The organism is Actinoplanes sp. NPDC048988 (genome assembly GCF_043197815.1).
GTDB lineage: Bacteria > Actinomycetota > Actinomycetes > Mycobacteriales > Micromonosporaceae > Actinoplanes.
Genome location: NZ_JBICTW010000001.1, coordinates 61,511 through 79,945 on the forward strand (window position 1 = coordinate 61,511; position 18,435 = coordinate 79,945).

General features: G+C 69.2%; 20 protein-coding genes and 3 tRNA genes. 7 read left to right on the forward strand and 16 right to left on the reverse strand.

Going from position 1 to position 18,435, the window contains the following annotated elements; translation table 11 throughout:
- The 5 genes from ACGFJ7_RS00270 to ACGFJ7_RS00290 form a co-directional block, all read right to left on the reverse strand.
- Window positions 1-513 carry an NADAR family protein gene (locus ACGFJ7_RS00270; RefSeq protein WP_360240995.1) on the reverse strand — a complete coding sequence of 171 codons (513 nt, stop codon included), beginning with the start codon at window positions 511-513 and terminating at the stop codon, window positions 1-3.
- Between the two features lie 25 nt (window positions 514-538).
- Window positions 539-1,141 carry an ElyC/SanA/YdcF family protein gene (locus ACGFJ7_RS00275; RefSeq protein WP_360240997.1) on the reverse strand — a complete coding sequence of 201 codons (603 nt, stop codon included), beginning with the start codon at window positions 1,139-1,141 and terminating at the stop codon, window positions 539-541.
- An 11-nt stretch (window positions 1,142-1,152) separates the two neighbouring features.
- Window positions 1,153-2,124, reverse strand: coding sequence for an NAD(P)-dependent oxidoreductase (locus ACGFJ7_RS00280; protein ID WP_360241000.1), 972 nt, complete (start codon window positions 2,122-2,124; stop codon window positions 1,153-1,155).
- 20 nt (window positions 2,125-2,144) lie between these two features.
- On the reverse strand, window positions 2,145-3,644 hold the full coding sequence (locus tag ACGFJ7_RS00285; protein WP_392639849.1) for a TROVE domain-containing protein: 1,500 nt from the start codon (window positions 3,642-3,644) through the stop codon (window positions 2,145-2,147).
- Between the two features lie 313 nt (window positions 3,645-3,957).
- Complete coding sequence (locus ACGFJ7_RS00290) at window positions 3,958-4,212, reverse strand: hypothetical protein (RefSeq protein WP_392639851.1); 255 nt, start codon at window positions 4,210-4,212, stop codon at window positions 3,958-3,960.
- A 298-nt stretch (window positions 4,213-4,510) separates the two neighbouring features.
- Here ACGFJ7_RS00290 and ACGFJ7_RS00295 point away from each other — a divergent pair, with 298 nt between their 5' ends.
- Entirely contained in the window at window positions 4,511-5,098 is a 588-nt protein-coding gene (locus ACGFJ7_RS00295; RefSeq protein ID WP_392639854.1) for a hypothetical protein, read from the forward strand.
- A 486-nt stretch (window positions 5,099-5,584) separates the two neighbouring features.
- Here the strand turns inward: ACGFJ7_RS00295 and ACGFJ7_RS00300 are convergent, their stop codons facing one another.
- The 3 genes from ACGFJ7_RS00300 to ACGFJ7_RS00310 form a co-directional block, all read right to left on the reverse strand.
- A complete protein-coding gene (locus tag ACGFJ7_RS00300; protein WP_392639856.1) occupies window positions 5,585-5,749 on the reverse strand; it encodes a hypothetical protein in 165 nt (54 codons plus the stop codon).
- On the reverse strand, window positions 5,742-5,930 hold the full coding sequence (locus tag ACGFJ7_RS00305) for a hypothetical protein (protein ID WP_392639859.1): 189 nt from the start codon (window positions 5,928-5,930) through the stop codon (window positions 5,742-5,744). Before ACGFJ7_RS00305 ends, ACGFJ7_RS00300 begins: the two co-directional genes overlap by 8 nt.
- Before the next feature lie 764 nt (window positions 5,931-6,694).
- Window positions 6,695-6,904: a hypothetical protein gene (locus ACGFJ7_RS00310; protein ID WP_392639861.1), complete on the reverse strand. Its 210-nt coding sequence runs from the start codon at window positions 6,902-6,904 to the stop codon at window positions 6,695-6,697.
- A gap of 174 nt (window positions 6,905-7,078) precedes the next feature.
- Here ACGFJ7_RS00310 and ACGFJ7_RS00315 point away from each other — a divergent pair, with 174 nt between their 5' ends.
- Window positions 7,079-7,276, forward strand: a complete 198-nt coding sequence (locus tag ACGFJ7_RS00315; RefSeq protein WP_392639864.1) for a DNA-binding protein — start codon at window positions 7,079-7,081, stop codon at window positions 7,274-7,276.
- 216 nt (window positions 7,277-7,492) lie between these two features.
- Here the strand turns inward: ACGFJ7_RS00315 and ACGFJ7_RS00320 are convergent.
- The 3 genes from ACGFJ7_RS00320 to ACGFJ7_RS00330 form a co-directional block, all read right to left on the reverse strand.
- Window positions 7,493-7,564: transfer RNA gene (locus tag ACGFJ7_RS00320), tRNA-Val, on the reverse strand.
- 20 nt (window positions 7,565-7,584) lie between these two features.
- Window positions 7,585-7,655: transfer RNA gene (locus ACGFJ7_RS00325), tRNA-Cys, on the reverse strand.
- Between the two features lie 37 nt (window positions 7,656-7,692).
- A tRNA-Gly gene (locus tag ACGFJ7_RS00330) sits at window positions 7,693-7,765 on the reverse strand.
- A gap of 177 nt (window positions 7,766-7,942) precedes the next feature.
- Here ACGFJ7_RS00330 and eis point away from each other — a divergent pair.
- The 3 genes from eis (at window position 7,943) to ACGFJ7_RS00345 (ending at window position 10,379) form a co-directional block, all read left to right on the forward strand.
- Window positions 7,943-9,124: a GNAT family N-acetyltransferase gene (eis, locus tag ACGFJ7_RS00335; RefSeq protein WP_360241015.1), complete on the forward strand. Its 1,182-nt coding sequence runs from the start codon at window positions 7,943-7,945 to the stop codon at window positions 9,122-9,124.
- Between the two features lie 11 nt (window positions 9,125-9,135).
- Window positions 9,136-9,369 carry a hypothetical protein gene (locus tag ACGFJ7_RS00340; protein ID WP_392639867.1) on the forward strand — a complete coding sequence of 78 codons (234 nt, stop codon included), beginning with the start codon at window positions 9,136-9,138 and terminating at the stop codon, window positions 9,367-9,369.
- Between the two features lie 158 nt (window positions 9,370-9,527).
- Entirely contained in the window at window positions 9,528-10,379 is an 852-nt protein-coding gene (locus ACGFJ7_RS00345; protein ID WP_392639870.1) for a TetR/AcrR family transcriptional regulator, read from the forward strand.
- Here ACGFJ7_RS00345 and ACGFJ7_RS00350 read toward each other — a convergent pair.
- The 3 genes from ACGFJ7_RS00350 to ACGFJ7_RS00360 form a co-directional block, all read right to left on the reverse strand.
- Window positions 10,353-12,068: an ABC transporter ATP-binding protein gene (locus ACGFJ7_RS00350; RefSeq protein WP_392639872.1), complete on the reverse strand. Its 1,716-nt coding sequence runs from the start codon at window positions 12,066-12,068 to the stop codon at window positions 10,353-10,355. The genes ACGFJ7_RS00345 and ACGFJ7_RS00350 overlap by 27 nt on opposite strands.
- Window positions 12,065-13,654, reverse strand: coding sequence for an ABC transporter ATP-binding protein (locus tag ACGFJ7_RS00355; protein ID WP_360243500.1), 1,590 nt, complete (start codon window positions 13,652-13,654; stop codon window positions 12,065-12,067). The genes ACGFJ7_RS00350 and ACGFJ7_RS00355 overlap by 4 nt, the downstream gene beginning before the upstream one ends.
- 368 nt (window positions 13,655-14,022) lie before the next feature.
- The gene (locus tag ACGFJ7_RS00360) at window positions 14,023-14,145 is read right to left on the reverse strand and encodes a hypothetical protein (protein WP_360241027.1); all 123 of its coding nucleotides are present in this window, start codon (window positions 14,143-14,145) and stop codon (window positions 14,023-14,025) included.
- A gap of 286 nt (window positions 14,146-14,431) precedes the next feature.
- On the opposite strand from ACGFJ7_RS00360, the gene ACGFJ7_RS00365 reads away from it, so the two are divergent.
- On the forward strand, window positions 14,432-14,809 hold the full coding sequence (locus ACGFJ7_RS00365; RefSeq protein WP_392639875.1) for a hypothetical protein: 378 nt from the start codon (window positions 14,432-14,434) through the stop codon (window positions 14,807-14,809).
- Window positions 14,790-16,961, forward strand: a complete 2,172-nt coding sequence (locus tag ACGFJ7_RS00370; protein ID WP_392639878.1) for a tetratricopeptide repeat protein — start codon at window positions 14,790-14,792, stop codon at window positions 16,959-16,961. Before ACGFJ7_RS00365 ends, ACGFJ7_RS00370 begins: the two co-directional genes overlap by 20 nt.
- Here the strand turns inward: ACGFJ7_RS00370 and ACGFJ7_RS00375 are convergent.
- Both ACGFJ7_RS00375 and ACGFJ7_RS00380 read right to left on the reverse strand, forming a co-directional pair.
- Window positions 16,872-17,147: a hypothetical protein gene (locus tag ACGFJ7_RS00375; RefSeq protein WP_392639881.1), complete on the reverse strand. Its 276-nt coding sequence runs from the start codon at window positions 17,145-17,147 to the stop codon at window positions 16,872-16,874. The genes ACGFJ7_RS00370 and ACGFJ7_RS00375 overlap by 90 nt on opposite strands.
- Window positions 17,144-18,202: a hypothetical protein gene (locus tag ACGFJ7_RS00380; RefSeq protein WP_360241039.1), complete on the reverse strand. Its 1,059-nt coding sequence runs from the start codon at window positions 18,200-18,202 to the stop codon at window positions 17,144-17,146. Before ACGFJ7_RS00380 ends, ACGFJ7_RS00375 begins: the two co-directional genes overlap by 4 nt.
- Window positions 18,203-18,435 lie beyond the last annotated feature (233 nt).

Here is an 18,435-nt window from a genome sequence, read left to right on the forward strand (position 1 = left end):
CTACTCAGACGCTCCCGAGGACAGCGTGTCGCGGACCCGCATGAGGGCGGTGCCGAGCAGGTTGAGGCCGCGCCACTGCTTCGGGTCCTGGGCGCGGGGGTCGTCCCGGCTCAGGCCGATGCCCCAGACCCGGTCCAGCGGGCTGGCCTCGACCAGGATCCGGTCGCCGGTGCCGAGCAGGAAGGCGCGCAGATCCTCGTACGCGCTGAATTTGGCGGTGTTGCCGGCGACCACGATCGGCAGGCGGTGCTCGTCCCAGGTCCGCTGCTCGAAGCCGGCGACGCGCCCGCCGAGTTTCTTCGCCGCGTGCGGGTGTTCGGCGGCGAGGATCCGCCCGGCCATCTCCCGGTCGCCGAACAGCTGGGCCTTGCCCCACATCATGTAGTGCTCGGCCGTGGCGAACCGGACCCCGTCCACCTCGAACGGCGACGGCCACCACTGGCTCAGGCACCCGGCGCCGACACGGCCGCCGGCCTCGGGCTGGTGCCCCCAGAAGAACAGGTACTTCGGCATGGCCAGCAGTGTGCCCGGCCCGCCGCTACCGCGCCATCAAGTATTCGCGCAGCTCGGCCGGGGTGGCGAGCCAGCCTTTCCGGGCGTACTCGAGGATGCGCGTCATCTCGCCCGGGACCAGGTCGTACGAGGTCGCGCCGGTCTCCGGGATCTTCTCGTGCGGGGGCACGGGCACCGGCACGGGGTGGAGCGGGATCCGGAGCGTCAGCGCTTTCAGGACGGTCAGATAGACCCGGGGCAGGTGGTACGCCGACACGACGAGCCCAAGGTCGCGCAGGCCCAGGCGGGACGACTCGGCGGCGATCCATGCGGCCTGCAGTCCCGTGTTGGGGGCGGGCTCGGGCTGGACCCGTACCCCCTCGAAGCGACGCAGACCCAGGGTGCCGAGGTAGTCGCGGGTGAGGCCGACGTAGGTCCGCTCGGCCGGGTTGCCGTTGGCGATCAGCAGGTGGCGCGTGCGCGGCGACGCCTCCCACAGCTCGATGGCGTGCCGCAGGCGCCACTCCTCGCCCTGACCGATCGGCACGGCCAGCGCGTCCGGCTCGGACGGCGCCGGCACGGTCAGGATGGCGATGACCGAAGCCATCAGGTCGAGCAGCGGGTCGTCCGTGTCGATCACCCGGTCCATGACCGCGGAGCTCAGACCTTGAGCGGACCGGCCACGTCCAGCTGTCCGTGCTCGACCAGCCAGCGCACCGACTCCAGCACCGCGTCCTCGGGCTCGTGCTGCGGCGCGTAGCCGAGCATCGCCCGCGCCTTGTCGATGCTGACATAGTGGTTGCGGACGAGATGTTCCCAGCTGGCCTGGGCGGCTTCGGCTTCGGTGGTACGGCGGAACTCCTCCCACGTCACCGTGCGCAGCTCGGCGGTCTGCCCGAACCACGACGCGCCGATCTGGGCGAACCCCCGCACGTTGAGGGCCGAGGGCGCGACCACATTGAAGTCCTCCCCGGCGGCCGCTTCCCGCCGCGCGACGGCCGCTTCGAACGCCTGAGCCACGTCGTCGGCGTGCACGTGATGCATGAACTCGGCCCCGATCCCCGGAATCTCCAGCGGTTCCCCACCGGAGAGCTTCCGCCACACCCCCGGGTCGAGGTTGCCGAGCGGACCCACCGGATGCCAGCCCGGCCCCACGATGTGCCCCGGATGAAGCGAGGTGGTGGCCAGTCCACCCCGGTGGGTCTCCTCCTGGAGCATCTGGGCGATGGCGGCCTTGCCGATCCCGTACTCCCCGAAGGCCGGCGTCCCGTTCTCCTCGGTGATCGGAATCTTCTGGCTGGGCCCGAACCGCCAGATCGACCCGCAGTGCACCAGATGACCGGCCTCGCCCCGGAGTCCGTCGACCAGCGCGGTCGCCGACTCCACCGTGAAGCAGATCAGGTCGACGACGACGTCGGGCCGCAGCCCCACGATCCGCGCGGCGAAGGTACCGTCCCGGTCCTCGGCCTCCCGGTCCGCGACCACATGACGCACCTGCTCCCACGCGGGGTCGTCCACATAGCGGCTCCGCTGCCCCCGGCTGACGTTGACCACCTCGTGCCCGGCCCGCACCAGCCGCGGAACCAGGAACGTGCCGATGTGCCCGCTACCACCGATAACAACGATCCGCATGCCGTCACCATAAGCTCCGCCTACTCGGCGAGCCAGGGCCACGCGCCGTCGGCGCCCCGCTCCAGCAGGCCGACCATGCGGAACGCGGCGTCGCTCAAACCGCCGAACGTGTACCGGTGCGGGCCGCTCGGCCCGTGCCCGGCGCGGTAGCCGACCAGGTTCCAGGTGTAGAGCGGCACCCCGGCCGGGAGCGCCGACCCGGGATCGCCCTGGTGGGCCCAGACCTGTTCGTCGGTGACGATCAGGACCCGGTCGTGCCCGTCGTAGTGCCGGCGGACCGCGGCGAGGGTCTCCGTACCGCCGAGGTTGCCGAACCGGTCGACGACCCGCAGCAGGGACTCCCCCGGACGGACGTCGATCCGATCCGAGCCGTTGCCGAACTGAACCAGGTCGGCCCGGCCGTGGTTGCGCACGGCCACGGCCGCCCCGAAGATCGCCGCCGCGTCGGCGTTGGTCAGCTCCGACCGCTGAGACACCCGCCCGAACATGGACCCGGACCGGTCGACCAGCACGAGCGTACGGCCGGGAAGCTCCGGCACGTTCGCCAGCGACGCCGACAGCGCCTCGTCGAGGGCGTGCCCCCACCGCAGCGAAGGCGCCGCCCGGTAGGCGGCCAGGAACCGGAACGGGAACTGCTTGGACCGCGCCACCTGCTCCGGATCGGCCAGCCGCGCGGCCACGGCCGCGGCCACCTCGTCGCTGACGCCCGCCTGGTCGAAGTTGCGCAGGTTCCGCAGCAATGACATGTAGCCCATCGTCGGGATGAGCGCGCTCCACAGGGCGGCCTTGTCAAGATTCGACCCCGCCAGCGACAACGCGTCCTCCCAGGTCATACCGGCCGCCTTCAGCGCCTCCGCGTCCAGCAGCCGGCCCGGTTCACCGGCGACGGCCGCGCGGAGCCGGCCGTTACGAACGACCATCCCCAGCACCGACGGCACGACGGTGTCCCGGCCGTGACGCCGGTCGAGTGCGTACGCGAACAGCTCCCCCTGCCACGGAGCCGACGGCTCCGGGTGTACGAGATCGATGACGTCAGCGAACCGGAAGCCCTTACCGGCGGTGTCGTACTTCAGAAGCGCGAACTCGGTGTAGAGACGGCCGACCGCGTCGGCGACACCCCGCTTGACCGGCTTCGGAATGGCCCGCCCATAGCGCCCCGTCCAGTAGGCGAGCATCTCCCCCGGCTCATCAGCACGCTGAAGCACGGAAGCGACGATCCGGCGCCCACCGGGCAGCTTCGCGGCCAGCAATGCCCGGGTCGCCTCAGCCGCGCCGACGAGTGCCGCCGAGCGCATGTTCGCCCCCGTCCGCAGCCACCTCAGAAACCCTTCGGTCCAGTACGGATCGGCAACGGCAACCCGGTGAACGAGCTCGACGAACCGGCTGTCCCGCTCTCCGGCCGCCTCATAGAACGTCGCCTCACCAACCATGTTGGCGACGGCGAGAAGAAAAAGCTCCGACCGGTCATCCCGGACAGCGCCGACCGCACCCTCATACGTGACGACATTGAACTTGGCCACGAAAATGGCTCCTTCCGCACCGGAAGAAGCCTCGATGTCAGATGGAGGTGCCCGAGATCAAAGTCGGCCTCGGTACGAAGCTGCTCTACCAACTGAGCTACCGGCGCCCGAAGCGCCGAACGGGACTCGAACCCGCGACCCGCCCATTAAAAGTGGAAGTAACCGCTGCCTGCGCACCGGGCACCCCCATCCGACATCGCCGCGTCTCCCGAGATCAAACGCCCCGGGGTAACCCAAGGCCACACACCGGGAGGTGCGGCGCCGACCATAACATCGCCACACGACCGCCTCGCAACGCTTTTTCCTCGCCCAACTACTCACCCCAGAAGCCCGGATCCCGCTGCAAGCCATACAGATGATCGGCCCAGTTGTCAGGCTCCTCATGGAAGACCAACCAGTTGTACTCGCCGTAGTGGTCCTGCCAACCCCAATGCCGATTGATGACCCGGACGGCGTAGGCGTACAACACGTCGTGACGCTCCACCATGGCAGTCGCGATGTCCCGAAAGTACTGCCGATGTTCGTCGGGCGCATCGAACTCGAACTCGGGATACAGGCTTCCGGCCACAGCTCAAGCCTGCCAGACGCCGCCGGCCCCTTCCCGACGTCACGCGGCCTCGCGTCGACTTCCCGGAGCCCGCCGCGCACCCCTCGGTAGACCGCATCTGGACACCTCCGACGTGCGCCGGTGGGCAGCCCAATGCCATGCCCTGGGCAGTAGGCCACCCAGTTCGCAGTGCCGCCGAAGGCAGCCACCGCACCATGCGGGGCTCGGAGGCCCCCGGCAGACCAGACCACACCGCCTGGACGGCGTCCAGGAATATAGTGACCCCCATGGGTAGGTGCCCCAGAAGACGGGAGGCGCCATGGGAGAAGAAAGATCTCAGACAAAACAGCGCCATTGGCTTGACGCCGCTTCCCTCCTAATTTCCTCCGGTGCGTTACTTTTGTCGCTACTGTCGTACATTTCGGCCAATCGAAGTGTCGCGGTCGCGGAAGAAGCCAACCGCAACAACGCGCAACAGAACGCGCAGTACGTCAGTTTTGAGATCCGGGACCTGATCTCGGGTGGCGGCGTGGACAGAGAACTTGTCGTCCTGAATACCGCCAAGACACCCGCATACAATGTTTGGATCGAGGTCCGGGACGCACCTGAAGGCAAAGGCGCGACACTGGAAGGACCTCAGTCGAGCCGCGTGGACCGCAACATAAAACACCTCGGCATCGTAGAGGCGTGCACCCAAGTCGCCCTTGGCGTTGTGGCGCTTGGCAAACGTCCGGCCGGCCTTTATGGATTCGTACACTACACCGACTCGCTCGGCCGTCAGTGGGTTCGACGCCACAATGGCGGTCAACCCGACCTCGACGATGGACGGTCGTGGCCGACAATACTTGAGGGATGGGCTTACACAATGCGAGGAAATTCGAAGCGTTCGGCCATCACCTCCTGCTGAACCGCGTAGAGGAGTAGAGACGGTCATGCCGCGCTCGCCGACCACCTCGGCGTCACGAGGCAGCGTGTGCCCGTACTGGTTGATCGGGCCCATCGCGCACCTGTCCGTAGGCCGAGTTTGGCGCACTTCCGACGTGCGGCGCCGGGCTCGCCAACGACCTCACCGAATCCAAGAGAACAAGCAGTAGCGTCCCCACCGTTTGATCAGGCCATCGGTCGCGCTGGTCACTCAGTTGCCCACTCGAACGCGACGTTCACCCAAGCGCCGCGAGCAGACCGCCCAGCGCAACCACCGCACCGTGGGGGGGGTCGGGGGGCTCGGCCCCGGCACTCGTGGGTGATACTGGGATGGAACCAGTGACCTCTTCCGTGTCAAGGAACGATCATGGCGTCTTGACCTTGGCGTGGAGCCCATCTGAACTGCGCAAAAAGTACGCAAGTGTCCGCTGGCGTCCGGGCTTGTGGCCCACGGTTGTCACCCAGTTAGTCACTCGTCGCCCGCTTGCCCGTCCTTGAGCTTGTCGAGCGCTGCGATTGCATCCTTCGACATGTCAATTGCTCGGTCGGCTTGTTCATCCGCACGGGCCAAACCTAGTGCCGCATCGCGAGTACCCTGTTCCTTCTCCTCAAGATTTCGAATAGTCTCATCCACTCTTGAGAAGATCACCCCGGCCTGCGCGAATGATTCTCTCTCGCATTTCGTACGCGTCCTGGAGAACCGTCCGCTCCGGCGCCTGCATCTCAGTCTTTAGCGACTGATGCGCTTTTGCACCTTCTTTGCGTCCGCTTTCCAGGCGCTCGATTCCGGCTTCGAGATCTTCTCTATCGGTCACGTTTACACGATAGGATGATCTAGCCCGCCATGTCGCACATACTGTCTGAACAGCGCATCTCGCAGCCTGCGGTCGAGACGGCCGCTGTCAAGCCGTCCTTGACAGCCGGGAGGGCGACTTTGCAATGAGTCGGTGATAGGCGCGGCGGCGTGCGACTACGTGCGGCAGGCCACCGGCCTGCCGCTTGACCTCTGACCGCTCAGGGTCGCAGAGGCTCCGCCGTCCAGGGCGGCCGGATTGTGGCCGTCGCTTGGTACGCGGAGCGCCCTTGACGGCGGAGGGGCGGCCCGGACACCATGCGCGCCGCCGCGCCCGGAACTCGATGGCCGCGACTCGCGCCGCGGCCGGGTGCGGGCAGCTGGTCCGCGTCACCCAGGCCGCCCGGTCGGCCGCCGGCCAAATCTCACTTCAAGCCCCACACCTTGGGTACTTCTGTCCTCGCTACGGCCCGACCGCGCTGTTGCACGCCAGCCGACGGGCTGTCTGCGAGACTCGGCCCCGCCCGGCTTGCCCGGGGTCGAGCTCACGCCCTGGCGGCGGCGTGAGCGGCCCGTTTCGGGCCGCCTTGAAGACGTACAGAAAGTTTGAACAGCTTCGCAGGCCGATCGCTGGTCGATGGCACTCAAAGGCACTGACTACTGCGACGCTCCCGGACGGGTGCGTCGCAGTAGGACGACGATACGAAAGGAGTAGCGCCGGGCCCCAGCTCGCATCTCAGATGCGCAGGGACCGCATGGAACAGGTTGAGACTGCAGCAGCCAAAGCTAGCTACCGGCGTCGTGGCGGTTCGTCAGAACGCTGCCGTCGGCGTCGGCGCTGACTGGGATTTCTGCTTCGCTCAAGAACGAGGTCAAGTCGGCCGACAGAGCCTCGAGCTTGTCGTCCTCTACGAAGGCATAGCCGCTTTCCGAGAAGCAGTCGGCGACCTGCCCGGCGATGCGCCATATCGGCTCGCGATCTTGCTCAGTCGGCATGGTGACCTCCGAATCACTATCCGGCGATGGGAACGAGGCCGGCTTGGCGGCGAGGTGACGCACAGCCCGGCGGGCGCAAACCGCCGATCCGAGTCGGACGACGCCGTAGGGTTGTCTTGTAGACAGCCCCCGGTTGACAGGTCGACAACGCCTATCGCCGGAGGACCGGCGTCGATGGACGAGATCCTGGCCGCCGCCGAGATCGCCGACTACCTCGGCGTCACGCGGCAGCGTGTGGCCGTACTGGTTGATCGGGCCGACTTCCCCGAGCCCCTCGCGCATCTGTCCGTTGGCCGGATCTGGCGCACTTCCAACGTGCGACGCTGGACGTCCCAACGCCCTCACCGGATCCAAGAGGACGAACAGAAGTAGCACCCAGCCGGCCATCGGCCGTAGACCACGATGTCGCTAGCCACTCAGTTAGTCACTCGGAGGCAAGTTCACCGAGCGGGCCCTCGGCTGAGAGCCGCCAGCGGACCGCCAAGCGCATCCACCGCACCGTGGGGGGTTCGGGGGGCTCGGCCCCCCGGCAGACATGACGAGGGCCCCCGGTCCGCGCTTTCTGCGGACAGGGGGCCCCGGCACTCGTGGGCGATACTGGGATCGAACCAGTGACCTCTTCCGTGTCAAGGAAGCGCGCTCCCGCTGCGCCAATCGCCCTTCGGGTACTGCAAACTGCGAGGTGGAGACGGGATTTGAACCCGTGTACACGGCTTTGCAGGCCGTTGCCTCGCCTCTCGGCCACTCCACCGAGCCAGCCCTGCACGTGTCCTGTGAAGGCCTCTCCGAGCGGACGACGGGATTCGAACCCGCGACCCTCACCTTGGCAAGGTGATGCGCTACCAGCTGCGCTACGTCCGCTTGTCTGTCCGGGCCGTTGTCCCGGCGACGGATGAAACATTAGCGGGTCGCCGGGCGCCTTGCCAAACCGGGGTACCCCGGCGCGTCGCCGGACGGCGTTCACCAGGTGTTTCGCGGTTATCCACAGGCCGGGAAACAGGGCAGCGGGCGAAGTGCCCTCCGGTGTTGGATGGGCTCATGGAGTTCCGACAGATCAGCGCGGCGGAGCGTACGGCGACGATGTTCCCCCTGCAGACGTACGCGTTCATGCCCTCGCCGTGGCCGGAGGAGGAAGTGGCCGCTTACCGGCGGCGGCAGCCGTTCTTCGAGTCGACGATCAGCATGGTCGCGGAGGAGGACGGGGAGGCGCTGGCCTGCGTGGCCGCCCTGCGCATGCGGCAGAACGTGCGCGGGCTGGTGCACGACATGGCCGGGGTGGCGTCCGTGGCCTCGCACCCGTCGGCTCGGCGGCGGGGGCTCGTGCGGGAGTTGATGACGAGGCTTCTGCGGCAGGCGCGGCAGGAGGGGTTCGCCGTCAGCGCGCTTTATCCGTTCCGTCCGAGCTTCTACGCGCGGTTCGGGTTCGTCGGGATTCCCCGTCACCGCATGGCCAGCTTCGCCCCGGAAGGGCTTTCCCACCTGGTGCGGGCCGATCTTCCGGGCGAGGTGGAGCGGCTTTCGATGTGGGACGGCCACGAGGCGTACGAGAAACTCCGTGGCCGTTTGGTCGGTGAGCGGCACGGCTTCGCGGCGTTCGACGCGGTGCGCAGCGCGGAGTTCCGCGAGGACAAGCAATGGGTGGCCGTCGCCCGCGTGGGCGGCGAGGTGGTGGGCGCTGTCAAATACCGCATTGATGAGTACGGCGGTGAGCTGCACGGATCCGATCTGCTGGCTACCGGGCCGCTGGGGCGGGCGCTGCTCCTGCAGTTCTTCAGCCGGCATGTCGACCAGGTGTCGCGGATCGTGGTGCGGGTCAGCGCCGATGAGGTGCCCGAGCTGTGGGGCACCGACTTCTCGGTGACCACCGAGGCGAAGGTGGATCATCCGCGCCGGGGTGGGGCGATGGTGCGGGTGCTCGACATGGAGGCGCTGACCGGTACGACGGTCGGCGACGGCGAGGTGACGATCGAGATTGCCGACGACGAGCATGTGGGCGGCGTCTGGCGGCTCGTGGGTGAGGGTGGCCGGCTGTCGGTAACCAAGGGCACGGCCGAGCCGGCGGCGACGCTGACGGTGGGTGGCTTCAGTGGTCTGCTGTACGGCGTGCTCGACCCGGTCGAGGTGGTGACGCGCGGCCTCGGTCAGGTCGGCGGGGCGGCGGTCGGGCCGCTGAGCAGTCTGTTCCCGCGGCAGATGCCGTACATCTGCGCGGACTTCTGAGAGGGGTCGGTGTGCTGTCGTACAAGTCCGAAGGTTCGGTTCTGAGCATCTACTCGAAAGGATCGGTGCTGTCGATCGGCTCCACCGGTTCGGCGCTGTCGGTGGGTTCGGTCGGGTCGTTCGGCTCGGTCCTGTCGATCGGCTCGTGGCTGTCGGTGGGTTCGGTTCTGTCGGCGCTGTCCATCGGTTCCGTCATGGCGTGGCGGGCCCGCAAGTCGATCATGAGGGCCGGCGGGGAGGGCTGAAGCCGACAGGGAGGGCTGAAGCTGGCGGGGGTGGGCTGAAGCCGGCCAGGGAGGCTGAGGCCGGCCGGTGGGGAGCGCCGCCTGTTCCGAGAAATTGAACTTCATGACATTATCGTTACTTGCCAGTAACGTTTGTCACTCGGGAGAGGGGGCGAGCCTTGATCTATGGCGTACAGACCCCGCGCCGCCGGGACGCGCAGCGCAACCGCCAGGCGATTCTCGAGGCGGCGAGCGACCTGATGACCGGGCGGCGGGACGCCGTCGGCATGCCGGAGATCGCGCGCCGGGCGGGGATCGGGCAGGCCACCCTCTACCGGCACTTTCCCGACCGGTATGCGCTGACTTCGGGGGTGATCGCCTTTCAGGTGGAGCGCCTCGAGGCCTGCGTGGACGCCAACCGGCAGCAGCCGGCCGCGTTCCGGCCGCTGCTCGGTGCGGTCCTCAGCTCCCAGGTCGCCATGCGGCCGCTCGTTCATCTGGCCCGCCGCCTCGAACCGGCCGTGCAAGGGCGTTACCTGCGCCAGATCGTCGGGCTGCTCGCCGGGCCGTTGCAGCGGGCGCAGGAGCAGGGTCTGGTGCGCCGTGACCTCGTACCGGCCGACCTGCTCCTGCTCTTCGGCATGGTGGAAGGCGTGGCCGAGGGCATGCTCACCGACGGCACCGGCCCGGAAGGCTCCGCCGGTGGGCCGCTCGGAGCCGGCTGGCACCGCACGGCCAGCGGACACGGCACGGCCAACGGACACGGCACGGCCGGCGGACACGGCACGGCCGGCGGACAGCGCGGGGCGGGCCGACCGGGTGCAGCCGCCGGGCAAAGCAAGGCCGGCGGCCATGGCGCAGCCAGCAGCCAGCGCGGGGCCGAGAGCCAGCGCGGGACCGGCAGCCCACAAGGGGCCGACAGTCCGCGCGAGGGCGGTGGTCACGGTGGGGTCTACTGGCAAGGGGCTATCGGGGAGCATGCCGCCAAGGCGATCGAGCTTGCGCTAGACGGCCTCATGCCCGTGCCATGAGCGCCATAGGGCCGCGTAGGGGCCGTCGGCGCCGACCAGGTCGTCGTGGGTGCCCAGCTCGATGATGCGGCCGTCGTCCATGACTACCACGCGGTCGGCGTCGTGGGCCGTTTGAAGACGGTGGGCGATGGCGATGACCGTGCGTTCGTGCAGCACCGCGGCCAAGGCGCGTTCCGCTGTTCGGGCCGCGGTGGGGTCCAGCAAGGCCGTCGCCTCGTCGAGGATCACCGTGTGGGGGTCGGCCAGCACCACGCGGGCCAAGGCCAGCTGCTGGGCCTGGGCGCCGTCCGGTGGGTCCTCGCCCAAGTCGCGGTCGAGGTCGTCGGCCCAGTCGGCGCCGACCGTCTTCAGGGCGCGGCGCAGCTCCTCGTCGGGGGCCGCCACCATCAAGTTGTCGCGCAGCGTCTCGCGGAAGACGTGATGTTCCTGCGTTACCAGTACCACCTGGCGGCGCAACTCGTCCGGGGGCAGCTCCGCCACCGCCACCCCGCCGACCGTCACCGAGCCGGCGCCCGGGCGGTCCACGCCGGCGATCAGCCGGCCCAGCGTCGACTTGCCCGCGCCGGACAGGCCGACGATCGCCAGGCGCTCGCCGGGCTGCACCGTCAGGTCGACGTCGTGCAGAACGTCACGGCCCTCGTCGTACGCGTAACGCACGTTCCGGACCTCGATGCGATCGCCCTCGGGCAGCCGCGTCTCGAACCTCGGCGCCGGAATCGCGGCCAGCCCCTCCACCCGGGCGAACGACGCGCTGCTGCTCTGCAACTGCTCGATCCAGATTGTGATCGCGTCGAGCGGCCCGACCAGCTGCCGCAGGAACAGCACGGCCGCGCTCACCGTGCCCAGGGTGACATGACCGTTGATGTAGAGCATGCCGCCGACCAGCAGCACCAGCACGCTTGGCAGGGCGTACGAGATCTCCACCGACGGGAAGAAGAAGCTCCGCAACCTCAGCGTCGCCAGGCGGGTGCGCAGCGTCTCGGCGATCGCCGCCCGGCCCGCCGCCAGACGGCGGTCGGCCAGGTCGAAGGCTTCGATGGTACGGGCGCCGGCCGTCGTCGCCGCCAGCTCCTCGGCCAGCTGCGAGTTCGCCTCGCCCTCCTTCAGGTACGCGGGACGGGCCCGCCGCAGGTACCAGCGAGTGGAGAACCAGATCCCGGACAGCCCGAGCAGACCGATCACCCCGAGCAGCGGGTTGAGCAGCAGCAGCGCCGCCACCAGGAAGACGATCTGGACGAAGCTGATCAGCAACATCGGCAGGATGTCGCGCAGTGTGGTGGCGACCGCGTCCACGTCCGTGGTCCCGCGGGCCGCGATGTCACCGGCCGGCACCCGCTCCACCACGGCGGCGGGCAGGGCCAGCGAGCGCCGGAGGAAGCTCTCGCGGATCCGGGCGGCGGTCCGCTCGCCGAAGCGGTAAGCGATCGCCAGGGCGTACCGGGAAAGGATTGTCTGGATGACGGCGCAGACCAGCACGGCCGCCGCCAGCTTGTCGACCGAGCCGACCCCGCCGCCGTGCGTGACCTCGTCGATGATCCGGCCGAGCAGCCACGGACCGGCGACGCCGGCCAGCGCGACGAGCGAGTTGAGGGCGAGCATCGCCACGACGGAACGCCGGTCCAGCATGATCAGGCGCCACGCGGCGCGGGCGACGGTCCGCTGGTCGGCGACGGGAAGTACCGAGCTCATTCGCCGTCCTCCTCACCGAACACGCGGGTGACCAGCGCGCGGTATCCGGGTTCACCGGCCAGCAGGTCGCGGTGGGTGCCGGAGGCGGCGACCCGGCCGTCGACCAGGTAGTGCACGACGTCCGCCTTGTCGAGCAGCACCGGCGACGTGGTGGCGATGACAGTGCCCCGGCCCCGGCGGGCTTCGACCAGGCGCTCGGCGATCGCGGATTCGGTGTGCGCGTCCACAGCGGAGGTCGGCTCGGCCGCGAGCAGCATCTCCGGGTCGGCGTGGACGGCGCGGGCCAGCCGGACGCGCTGGCGCTGCCCGCCGGAGAGGTTGCGGCCGGCCCACTCGACCGGGCGGCCCAGGTCGGCCGCGACGTCGTGGGCGACAGCGGTGTCGATCGCGGCCCGGACCTTCTCGTCGTGCGGTTCGCCGCGACCGGCGACCACCTCGCGCAGCTCGCCCGCGAACAGGTCGGCGGACGGCTCGGTGACCAGGATCCGTTCCCTGATCAGCGGCTGGGAGATCGCCCCGAGCGGGAGGCCACCCCAGGTCGCCGTGGTCGGCCCGTACCGTCCGAGCCGGTCGATCACCGCGGCCGCGTCGGCCGGGCGGGAACCGGCGAGCGCGGTGAAACGCCCCGGCTCGGCGACCACACCGGACTCCGGATCGTGCAGCACGGCCGGCCCCTCGGGCGCGGCCCGCCCGGCCGGGTCGTCGACCGGGATCCGCAGGAAGTTGACCACCCGGCGGGCCGCGACGAGCCCGCGCGTGACGTCGAAGGAGCAGAAGATCAGCACGTTGACCGGGATCACGAGCATCGCCGTGTAGCCGTACACGGCCACCAGCTCCCCGGCGGTGAGCTGCCCCTGCGCGGCGAGCCGGGCCGCGAGCCAGACGACGACGGCGAGGAACACGACCGGCAGGCCGTCACCGAGCGCCCCGATCCAGCTCGACGGGCCGCCGACCCGGTAACCCTGCGCCCGGAGTTTGCCGGACTCACCCTCGTACCGCCGCAAATGGGTCTCTTTGCCGCCGAGTCCGTTGAGGATCCGCAGGCCGCCGAGCACGTCGACCAGGCGGGCGTTGAGCTCACCCTGCCGCTGCCGGTAGCTCTGCGACGCGCGCTGACTGCGCTGCAGCAGCGGCCCGACGAACAGGGCCAGCACCGGCACCCCGGCCAGCACGACGATCGCCAGCGACGGCGCCGTCCGCGACAGCAGAATCGCCACCACGATGTACGCCAGGGTGGACGCCACCCCGACCCCGCCGACGTTCATCGACCGCCCGATGGTCCACACGTCCGAGATGCCGATCGTGACCACCTCACCGGCCGTGACCCGCCGCGGCAGCGCCGACCCGAGCCGCGTCGCATGCGTCAGGACCAGGTCGGCCGTCCGCAAGGCGGCCGCCATCCGCAACTTCGACATGCTGCGGTGCCGCATGATCCCGAGCACCGCGCTCGCCACCCCGACGACCAGAACGGCCGCGACCCAGCCGATCAGCACATCTGGTTGCCGCGCCCCCAGGCCGCGGTCGATGGCTTGCGAGATGAGGTACGGCGTGGTCGCCAAGCTGACGAACCACAGCGACCCGAACATCGCCCCCAACCCGACCCGCCGCTTGTGCTCCCGCCCCAGCCACCACAAAAACCGCCCCGGTCCCCGTATCTCCACGTCGGCCACTCTGCCCCAGAGCGACCCCCGAGCGCTGCCCGTTTTCAGTCGATGTGACAGGTGCCGCGCCTTCCCACCCAGCCCGTTCAGATGCTGAAGCCGGTCGATTAAACTGGGTTCCACGAGCGGCCGGTCCCTCTAACGTGGAACGGAGCTGGACTAGCGACTAGTGACCGTGCGACTATGTGACGCACGACAAGAGCGGTGCAACCACTCCTGGAGACCGGTCACACCGCCCGAAAGAAAACTCAGACGCCAGTCAGCACTGCCGCCTGGAACTTGACATCGTTATGTCAGAGCCACTTCATCCATTCAGCGCTCTCGGCTACCGCATGAGCCGAAGCCGCGAAAATGGCGTGAACGAGCTGCGCGTCGATCATGTGCGCGAGCGACAGCACGAGGTCGTGCAACTGCAACCTCCAACAATCGGCGGATGGAACAGTGCAAGATCTTGACACCTGTCAACCCCGAGGACAAGACGTTTCATATAGCATTTAAGGTGCAATTTAACCTTCAGCTCCGAATAGTCCGTCCACAGTGGACGTCCGTCCCCGCCCTGGCGCACGGTCGAACGACCCTGTCCGGGTGATCGCGCCGCCGTTTCGGGCCTTTTTACATATAGCTCCCTCTATGCGAAAGCTGATCTTGAGGATGCCTCGCCGCCGTTAAAGTTGTGTGCTCGCGGCAACTGGGGGACCGGAGATGTTCGAGGAAGTCGTGCCGGCCATCGCGTCGGCCCTGTCCGCGCAAGGGTCGGAGTTGCTCGTCGCCGGTGGCAAGAGCGCGTTCGCCTCGCTCTTCGAGATCGTCCGGGCGCGCTTCGGCCGGGACACGCCCGAGGCCGAAAGCCTCGCGGCCGCCATCGAGCATCCGGCCGACACCGACCGCGTCGAGGAGTTCGCGCGGCATCTGGCGAGCGTCATGGCCGAGGATCCCGCCTTCGCGCGGCAGGTGACCACCGCCTGGCACGACGCGACGGCGCACGGGTCCGCCACCGGTGCCGCCGTCGTCAACAATTTCAGCGGCCGGGCCGATCAGGTGGTGCAGACACGGACCGTCCGTGGCGACATCAGATTCTGATCGCCCGGCGCCGCTGGAGAACACGGTCTCGGGCACCATCTTCGGGCCGAGCGTCCAGGCGCTCGACATCCACGGCGGGATTCACTACCACGGGGCCGGCGTCCCGGCGCGGGCGATCCCTCGGCAGTCAGCCGCCCCACCGCGGCATTTCACCGCGCGGCAGTCCGAGCTGGAAGCGCTGAAGCGCGCGGCCGAGGCCGGTTCGACAGTCGTTGTGCTCAGCGGCCCTGGTGGGGTCGGCAAGACGGCGCTGGCCCGGCACTACGCTCACCAGGCGGCGGACGCCTACCCCGACGGTCAGCTCTACGTGAACCTCGACGGTTTCGGCTCCCCGCCGGCGGTCGATCCGGCCGACGCTTTGCGCGCGTTCCTTCGCGCCCTGGGAGTTCCCGGCGAGAGCCTGCCGGTCACCCTGGCCGAGCTCACCGCTCTTTACCGGTCACACACGGCCGGTCGTGCGCTGCTGGTGGTCCTGGACGACGCCTTCTCGGCGGCTCAGGTGCGGGTACTGCTGCCGGCCTCGTCGTCGAGCCTGACCGTGGTCACGAGCCGTAGCCGCCTTTCGGGTCTGATCGCCGAGGGCGCGACCTTCGTCGACGTCCCGCCGCTGACCGCCGGCGAATCGACGGCGTTGCTGGCGGCCATCGTCGGCGGGCGCCGGATCGACGACGAACGACAGCAGTCCGAGCGCCTGGCCGAGTTGTGTGCCGGGCTGCCGATCGCTCTCTGTGTGGTGGCCGCCCGATTGTCGACGCGGCCTCGTCTGTCGGTGGCCGGTGTGGTCGCGGCGCTGGCCGACACCTCCGATCGGCTGGCCCGGCTGGAGACACCCAACGAGGAGACCTCGGTGAGTGGATCATTCGAGTTGTCCTATCGAGCCCTGGACGGGCCGGCCGCGGTCCTCTATCGGAGGCTCGCCCTGCATCCGGGCCCGGAGTTCGGTATGGGCCCGGCGTCGGCACTTCTCCCGGGGATCCGGACCGAGTCACCCGCCGACCGCCTGATGGGCGTCCTGCTCGAGGTCAACCTGCTGCAGGAGGTCGCCGAGAACCGGTTTGGCTATCATCCGCTGCTCCGGCTTTTCGCGCGCCAGAAGGCGGCCGAGGACGACACCGAGGCGGATCGCGACGGGGCTCTGGTCGCCATGCTCGAGTGGTACCTCGGGGCGGCCGGCGCGGCCGATGTCGCCAGTACGCCGTACCGGCGCCGGCTCGCCTACGCGTTTCGCACCGACCCCGTCGGTCTTCCGGCCTTCGGCGACCGCGACCACGCCCTCTCCTGGCTGGACCGGGAACGCGCCAACCTCGGCCTGGCCGGGCAAGCAGCCCTGGACCGGGGATGGGCGGAACTGGCCTGGCATCTCACGGACGTCATGTGGCCGTTGCAGCTGTATCGCAAGAGCGTCGATCGCCGGGAGATCGACGAACGAGGTCTGGCCGCCGCCCGGTTGTGGGGCGAGCCGCACGCCGAGGGGCGCATGCTCAAACGGCTCGGGCGCACCTGCAGCACGGCCGGTGAGTACGGCCGGGCCGAGCAACTGCTCCGAGCCGCGATCACCACGTACCGGCAGGCCGGAGACGTGGCGGGACGCATCGAGGCGGAGGAGATGCTCGCCCTCGTGTACCGCGATTCGGGCGACGACGACGCCGCGATCGACATGCTGGGGTCCGTGTTGACCGACCGGCGGCGGCTGGGCGACAGCCGCGACATCGGGCTCACACTGATCAACCTCGGGGAGCTGTTGTCCCGGCGGGGGCGTGCCGCAGAGGCGATCGGGCTCCTGCGGGAGTCGGGAACGTTGCTCGACCGGTCGGTGGCAGCCGACCCGTACAACCTGGCCCGGGTGAAGCTCGGGCTGGCCCGGGCGTACCTCGCGGGCGGTGATCTCGTGGCCGCCGCTCACGCCGCGACCGAGGCGGTCGAGGGTATGCGGCGGCTCGGCGCCGCCGTCGGAGAAGCGGACGCACTCGAGATCGCCGGCGAGATCGCCGAGCGCCGCGGAGACCCGACCCGGGGCAGGCTCTGTCTCGAGCGGGCCGTGGAGATCCTGGAAGCTCATGGATCACCGCGGGCCGTCGCCCTGCGCCGGCGACTGCCGGCACCACCAGGCGTACAGGAGCGGGATCAGCTCGGGCAGATGGACGGCGCTTAGCCCGTCCCGGAATCCGATGGCGGCACCCTCGCCCGTCACGACCAGAACGAGGGCCGCACCGGGGAACCGGGCGAGCAGCTCCTCCGGCGCCGCGTCGCCGGTCTCGTCGATGAGGATGTCAGCGACCGGCTCCAGGCCGGAGGGGTCGCCCACGAGAGCGACCACCGGGTCGTACGGAGGATTCACGAGGCCATCTCCCTGGTTCTTTGCGGGAGCCGCAGGAGCCGGTAGATCGCTCGCCGGAAAAGACGAGCCGACCGGCCCGGACGGGACGTCACCGCGGCGGCGATGCGCCGGCGGCCGACCGGGCGTGCGGCGAGCAGTTGCGGAAGAATCGGCTTCGCTGTGTCCAGACGGTCGGCCGCGTTCAGAACCAGAGACTGGGGAGAGCCCGGGGCGGTGGCGTCACCGTTGGCCGCCACACAGAGAACCGGCAGTCCGACCGCCGCCCCGTACGTGGTCACCGAGCCTCGGTCCCCGATCAGATGATCGGCGGCCGCGATGTACGGACGCCAGTCGTCGACCGGGTCGGCCAACGTCATTCCCGCCTCCCGGCAGGCCCGGGTCCACGCGTTGACCTGCCGATGTCCGTGGGCAGCCGCGATGGCCGGATGCAGGAGCAGCGCCACCCGGAACGACGCCGGCGGGAGCTGCTCCATGAGCATCGGAAGCAGCTGAGGGACACCGCCGAAAAGTCCGTCGTCCCCCCACGTCGAGGTGACGACGACGAGCTTCTGACTCTCGGTCAGAGCCAGCGCCTTCCGGTGGCTCGAGCGCGCCGCGAGATCGGTGACGAGCCGGTCGAAACAGAGATCACCCGCGACCGTGGCCACCGGTAGCGCGTCGGGGCACTGCCGGGCCAGCACAGCGCGTTCGTTCTCGTGCGACAGCATCAGCGCCGACGCGATCACCCGGCCGTCGCGGACGAGCCGGGGCGCGTCGAGTCCGTACACACTCGAAGACCGGACGAGACGGGCGCGGCCCGCCCCGTGCGCCGTCAGCATCACGGGCGCGTGCAGTTCGTGCAGCCCGCCATGGGCCGCCGCGATGGCCAGGTCGAAGTTCTCCCGAACGGCCTGCTGCCAGGGAACCACGAGAGCTCCCAGCCGCTGGAGATGAGCGACGACACCCGCGTTGAAAACGTCGGGCGCCACCGTGAAAACGGTCTGCACCCGAGGGTCGGCCTCCACCAGATCCACGATGTCGAGCAGGCGCTGGCAGCTCGCCATCGTGTGAATCACGGCCAACAGCGTCCGGCAGCCGGGACGCGAAACCCATCTTCGTGCGTCGATACCAATCGGCGCCTTGACCCAATCCGGATCACTCATCCGGCCCACCCCCTGGTCAGCGATCTGATAAGGCCACGATGGGGGCGGCGCCTTGCCGGCGGCATTGCAGAAACCTTGCCGGGCAGATGCACGTGAACTGGCGATGACGTGTCAGATATTGCGCAGAGCGACGCACCCACCCAATC

Bases quoted from the DNA above. Each gene is read 5' to 3' on its own strand.
- ACGFJ7_RS00270 (WP_360240995.1), bottom strand. From the start codon at position 513: ATGCCGAAGTACCTGTTCTTCTGGGGGCACCAGCCCGAGGCCGGCGGC.
- ACGFJ7_RS00275 (WP_360240997.1), bottom strand. From the start codon at position 1,141: ATGGACCGGGTGATCGACACGGACGACCCGCTGCTCGACCTGATGGCT.
- ACGFJ7_RS00280 (WP_360241000.1), bottom strand. From the start codon at position 2,124: ATGCGGATCGTTGTTATCGGTGGTAGCGGGCACATCGGCACGTTCCTG.
- ACGFJ7_RS00295 (WP_392639854.1), top strand. From the start codon at position 4,511: ATGGGAGAAGAAAGATCTCAGACAAAACAGCGCCATTGGCTTGACGCC.
- ACGFJ7_RS00310 (WP_392639861.1), bottom strand. From the start codon at position 6,904: ATGCCGACTGAGCAAGATCGCGAGCCGATATGGCGCATCGCCGGGCAG.
- ACGFJ7_RS00315 (WP_392639864.1), top strand. From the start codon at position 7,079: ATGGACGAGATCCTGGCCGCCGCCGAGATCGCCGACTACCTCGGCGTC.
- eis (WP_360241015.1), top strand. From the start codon at position 7,943: ATGGAGTTCCGACAGATCAGCGCGGCGGAGCGTACGGCGACGATGTTC.
- ACGFJ7_RS00350 (WP_392639872.1), bottom strand. From the start codon at position 12,068: ATGAGCTCGGTACTTCCCGTCGCCGACCAGCGGACCGTCGCCCGCGCC.
- ACGFJ7_RS00355 (WP_360243500.1), bottom strand. From the start codon at position 13,654: ATGTTCGGGTCGCTGTGGTTCGTCAGCTTGGCGACCACGCCGTACCTC.
- ACGFJ7_RS00365 (WP_392639875.1), top strand. From the start codon at position 14,432: ATGTTCGAGGAAGTCGTGCCGGCCATCGCGTCGGCCCTGTCCGCGCAA.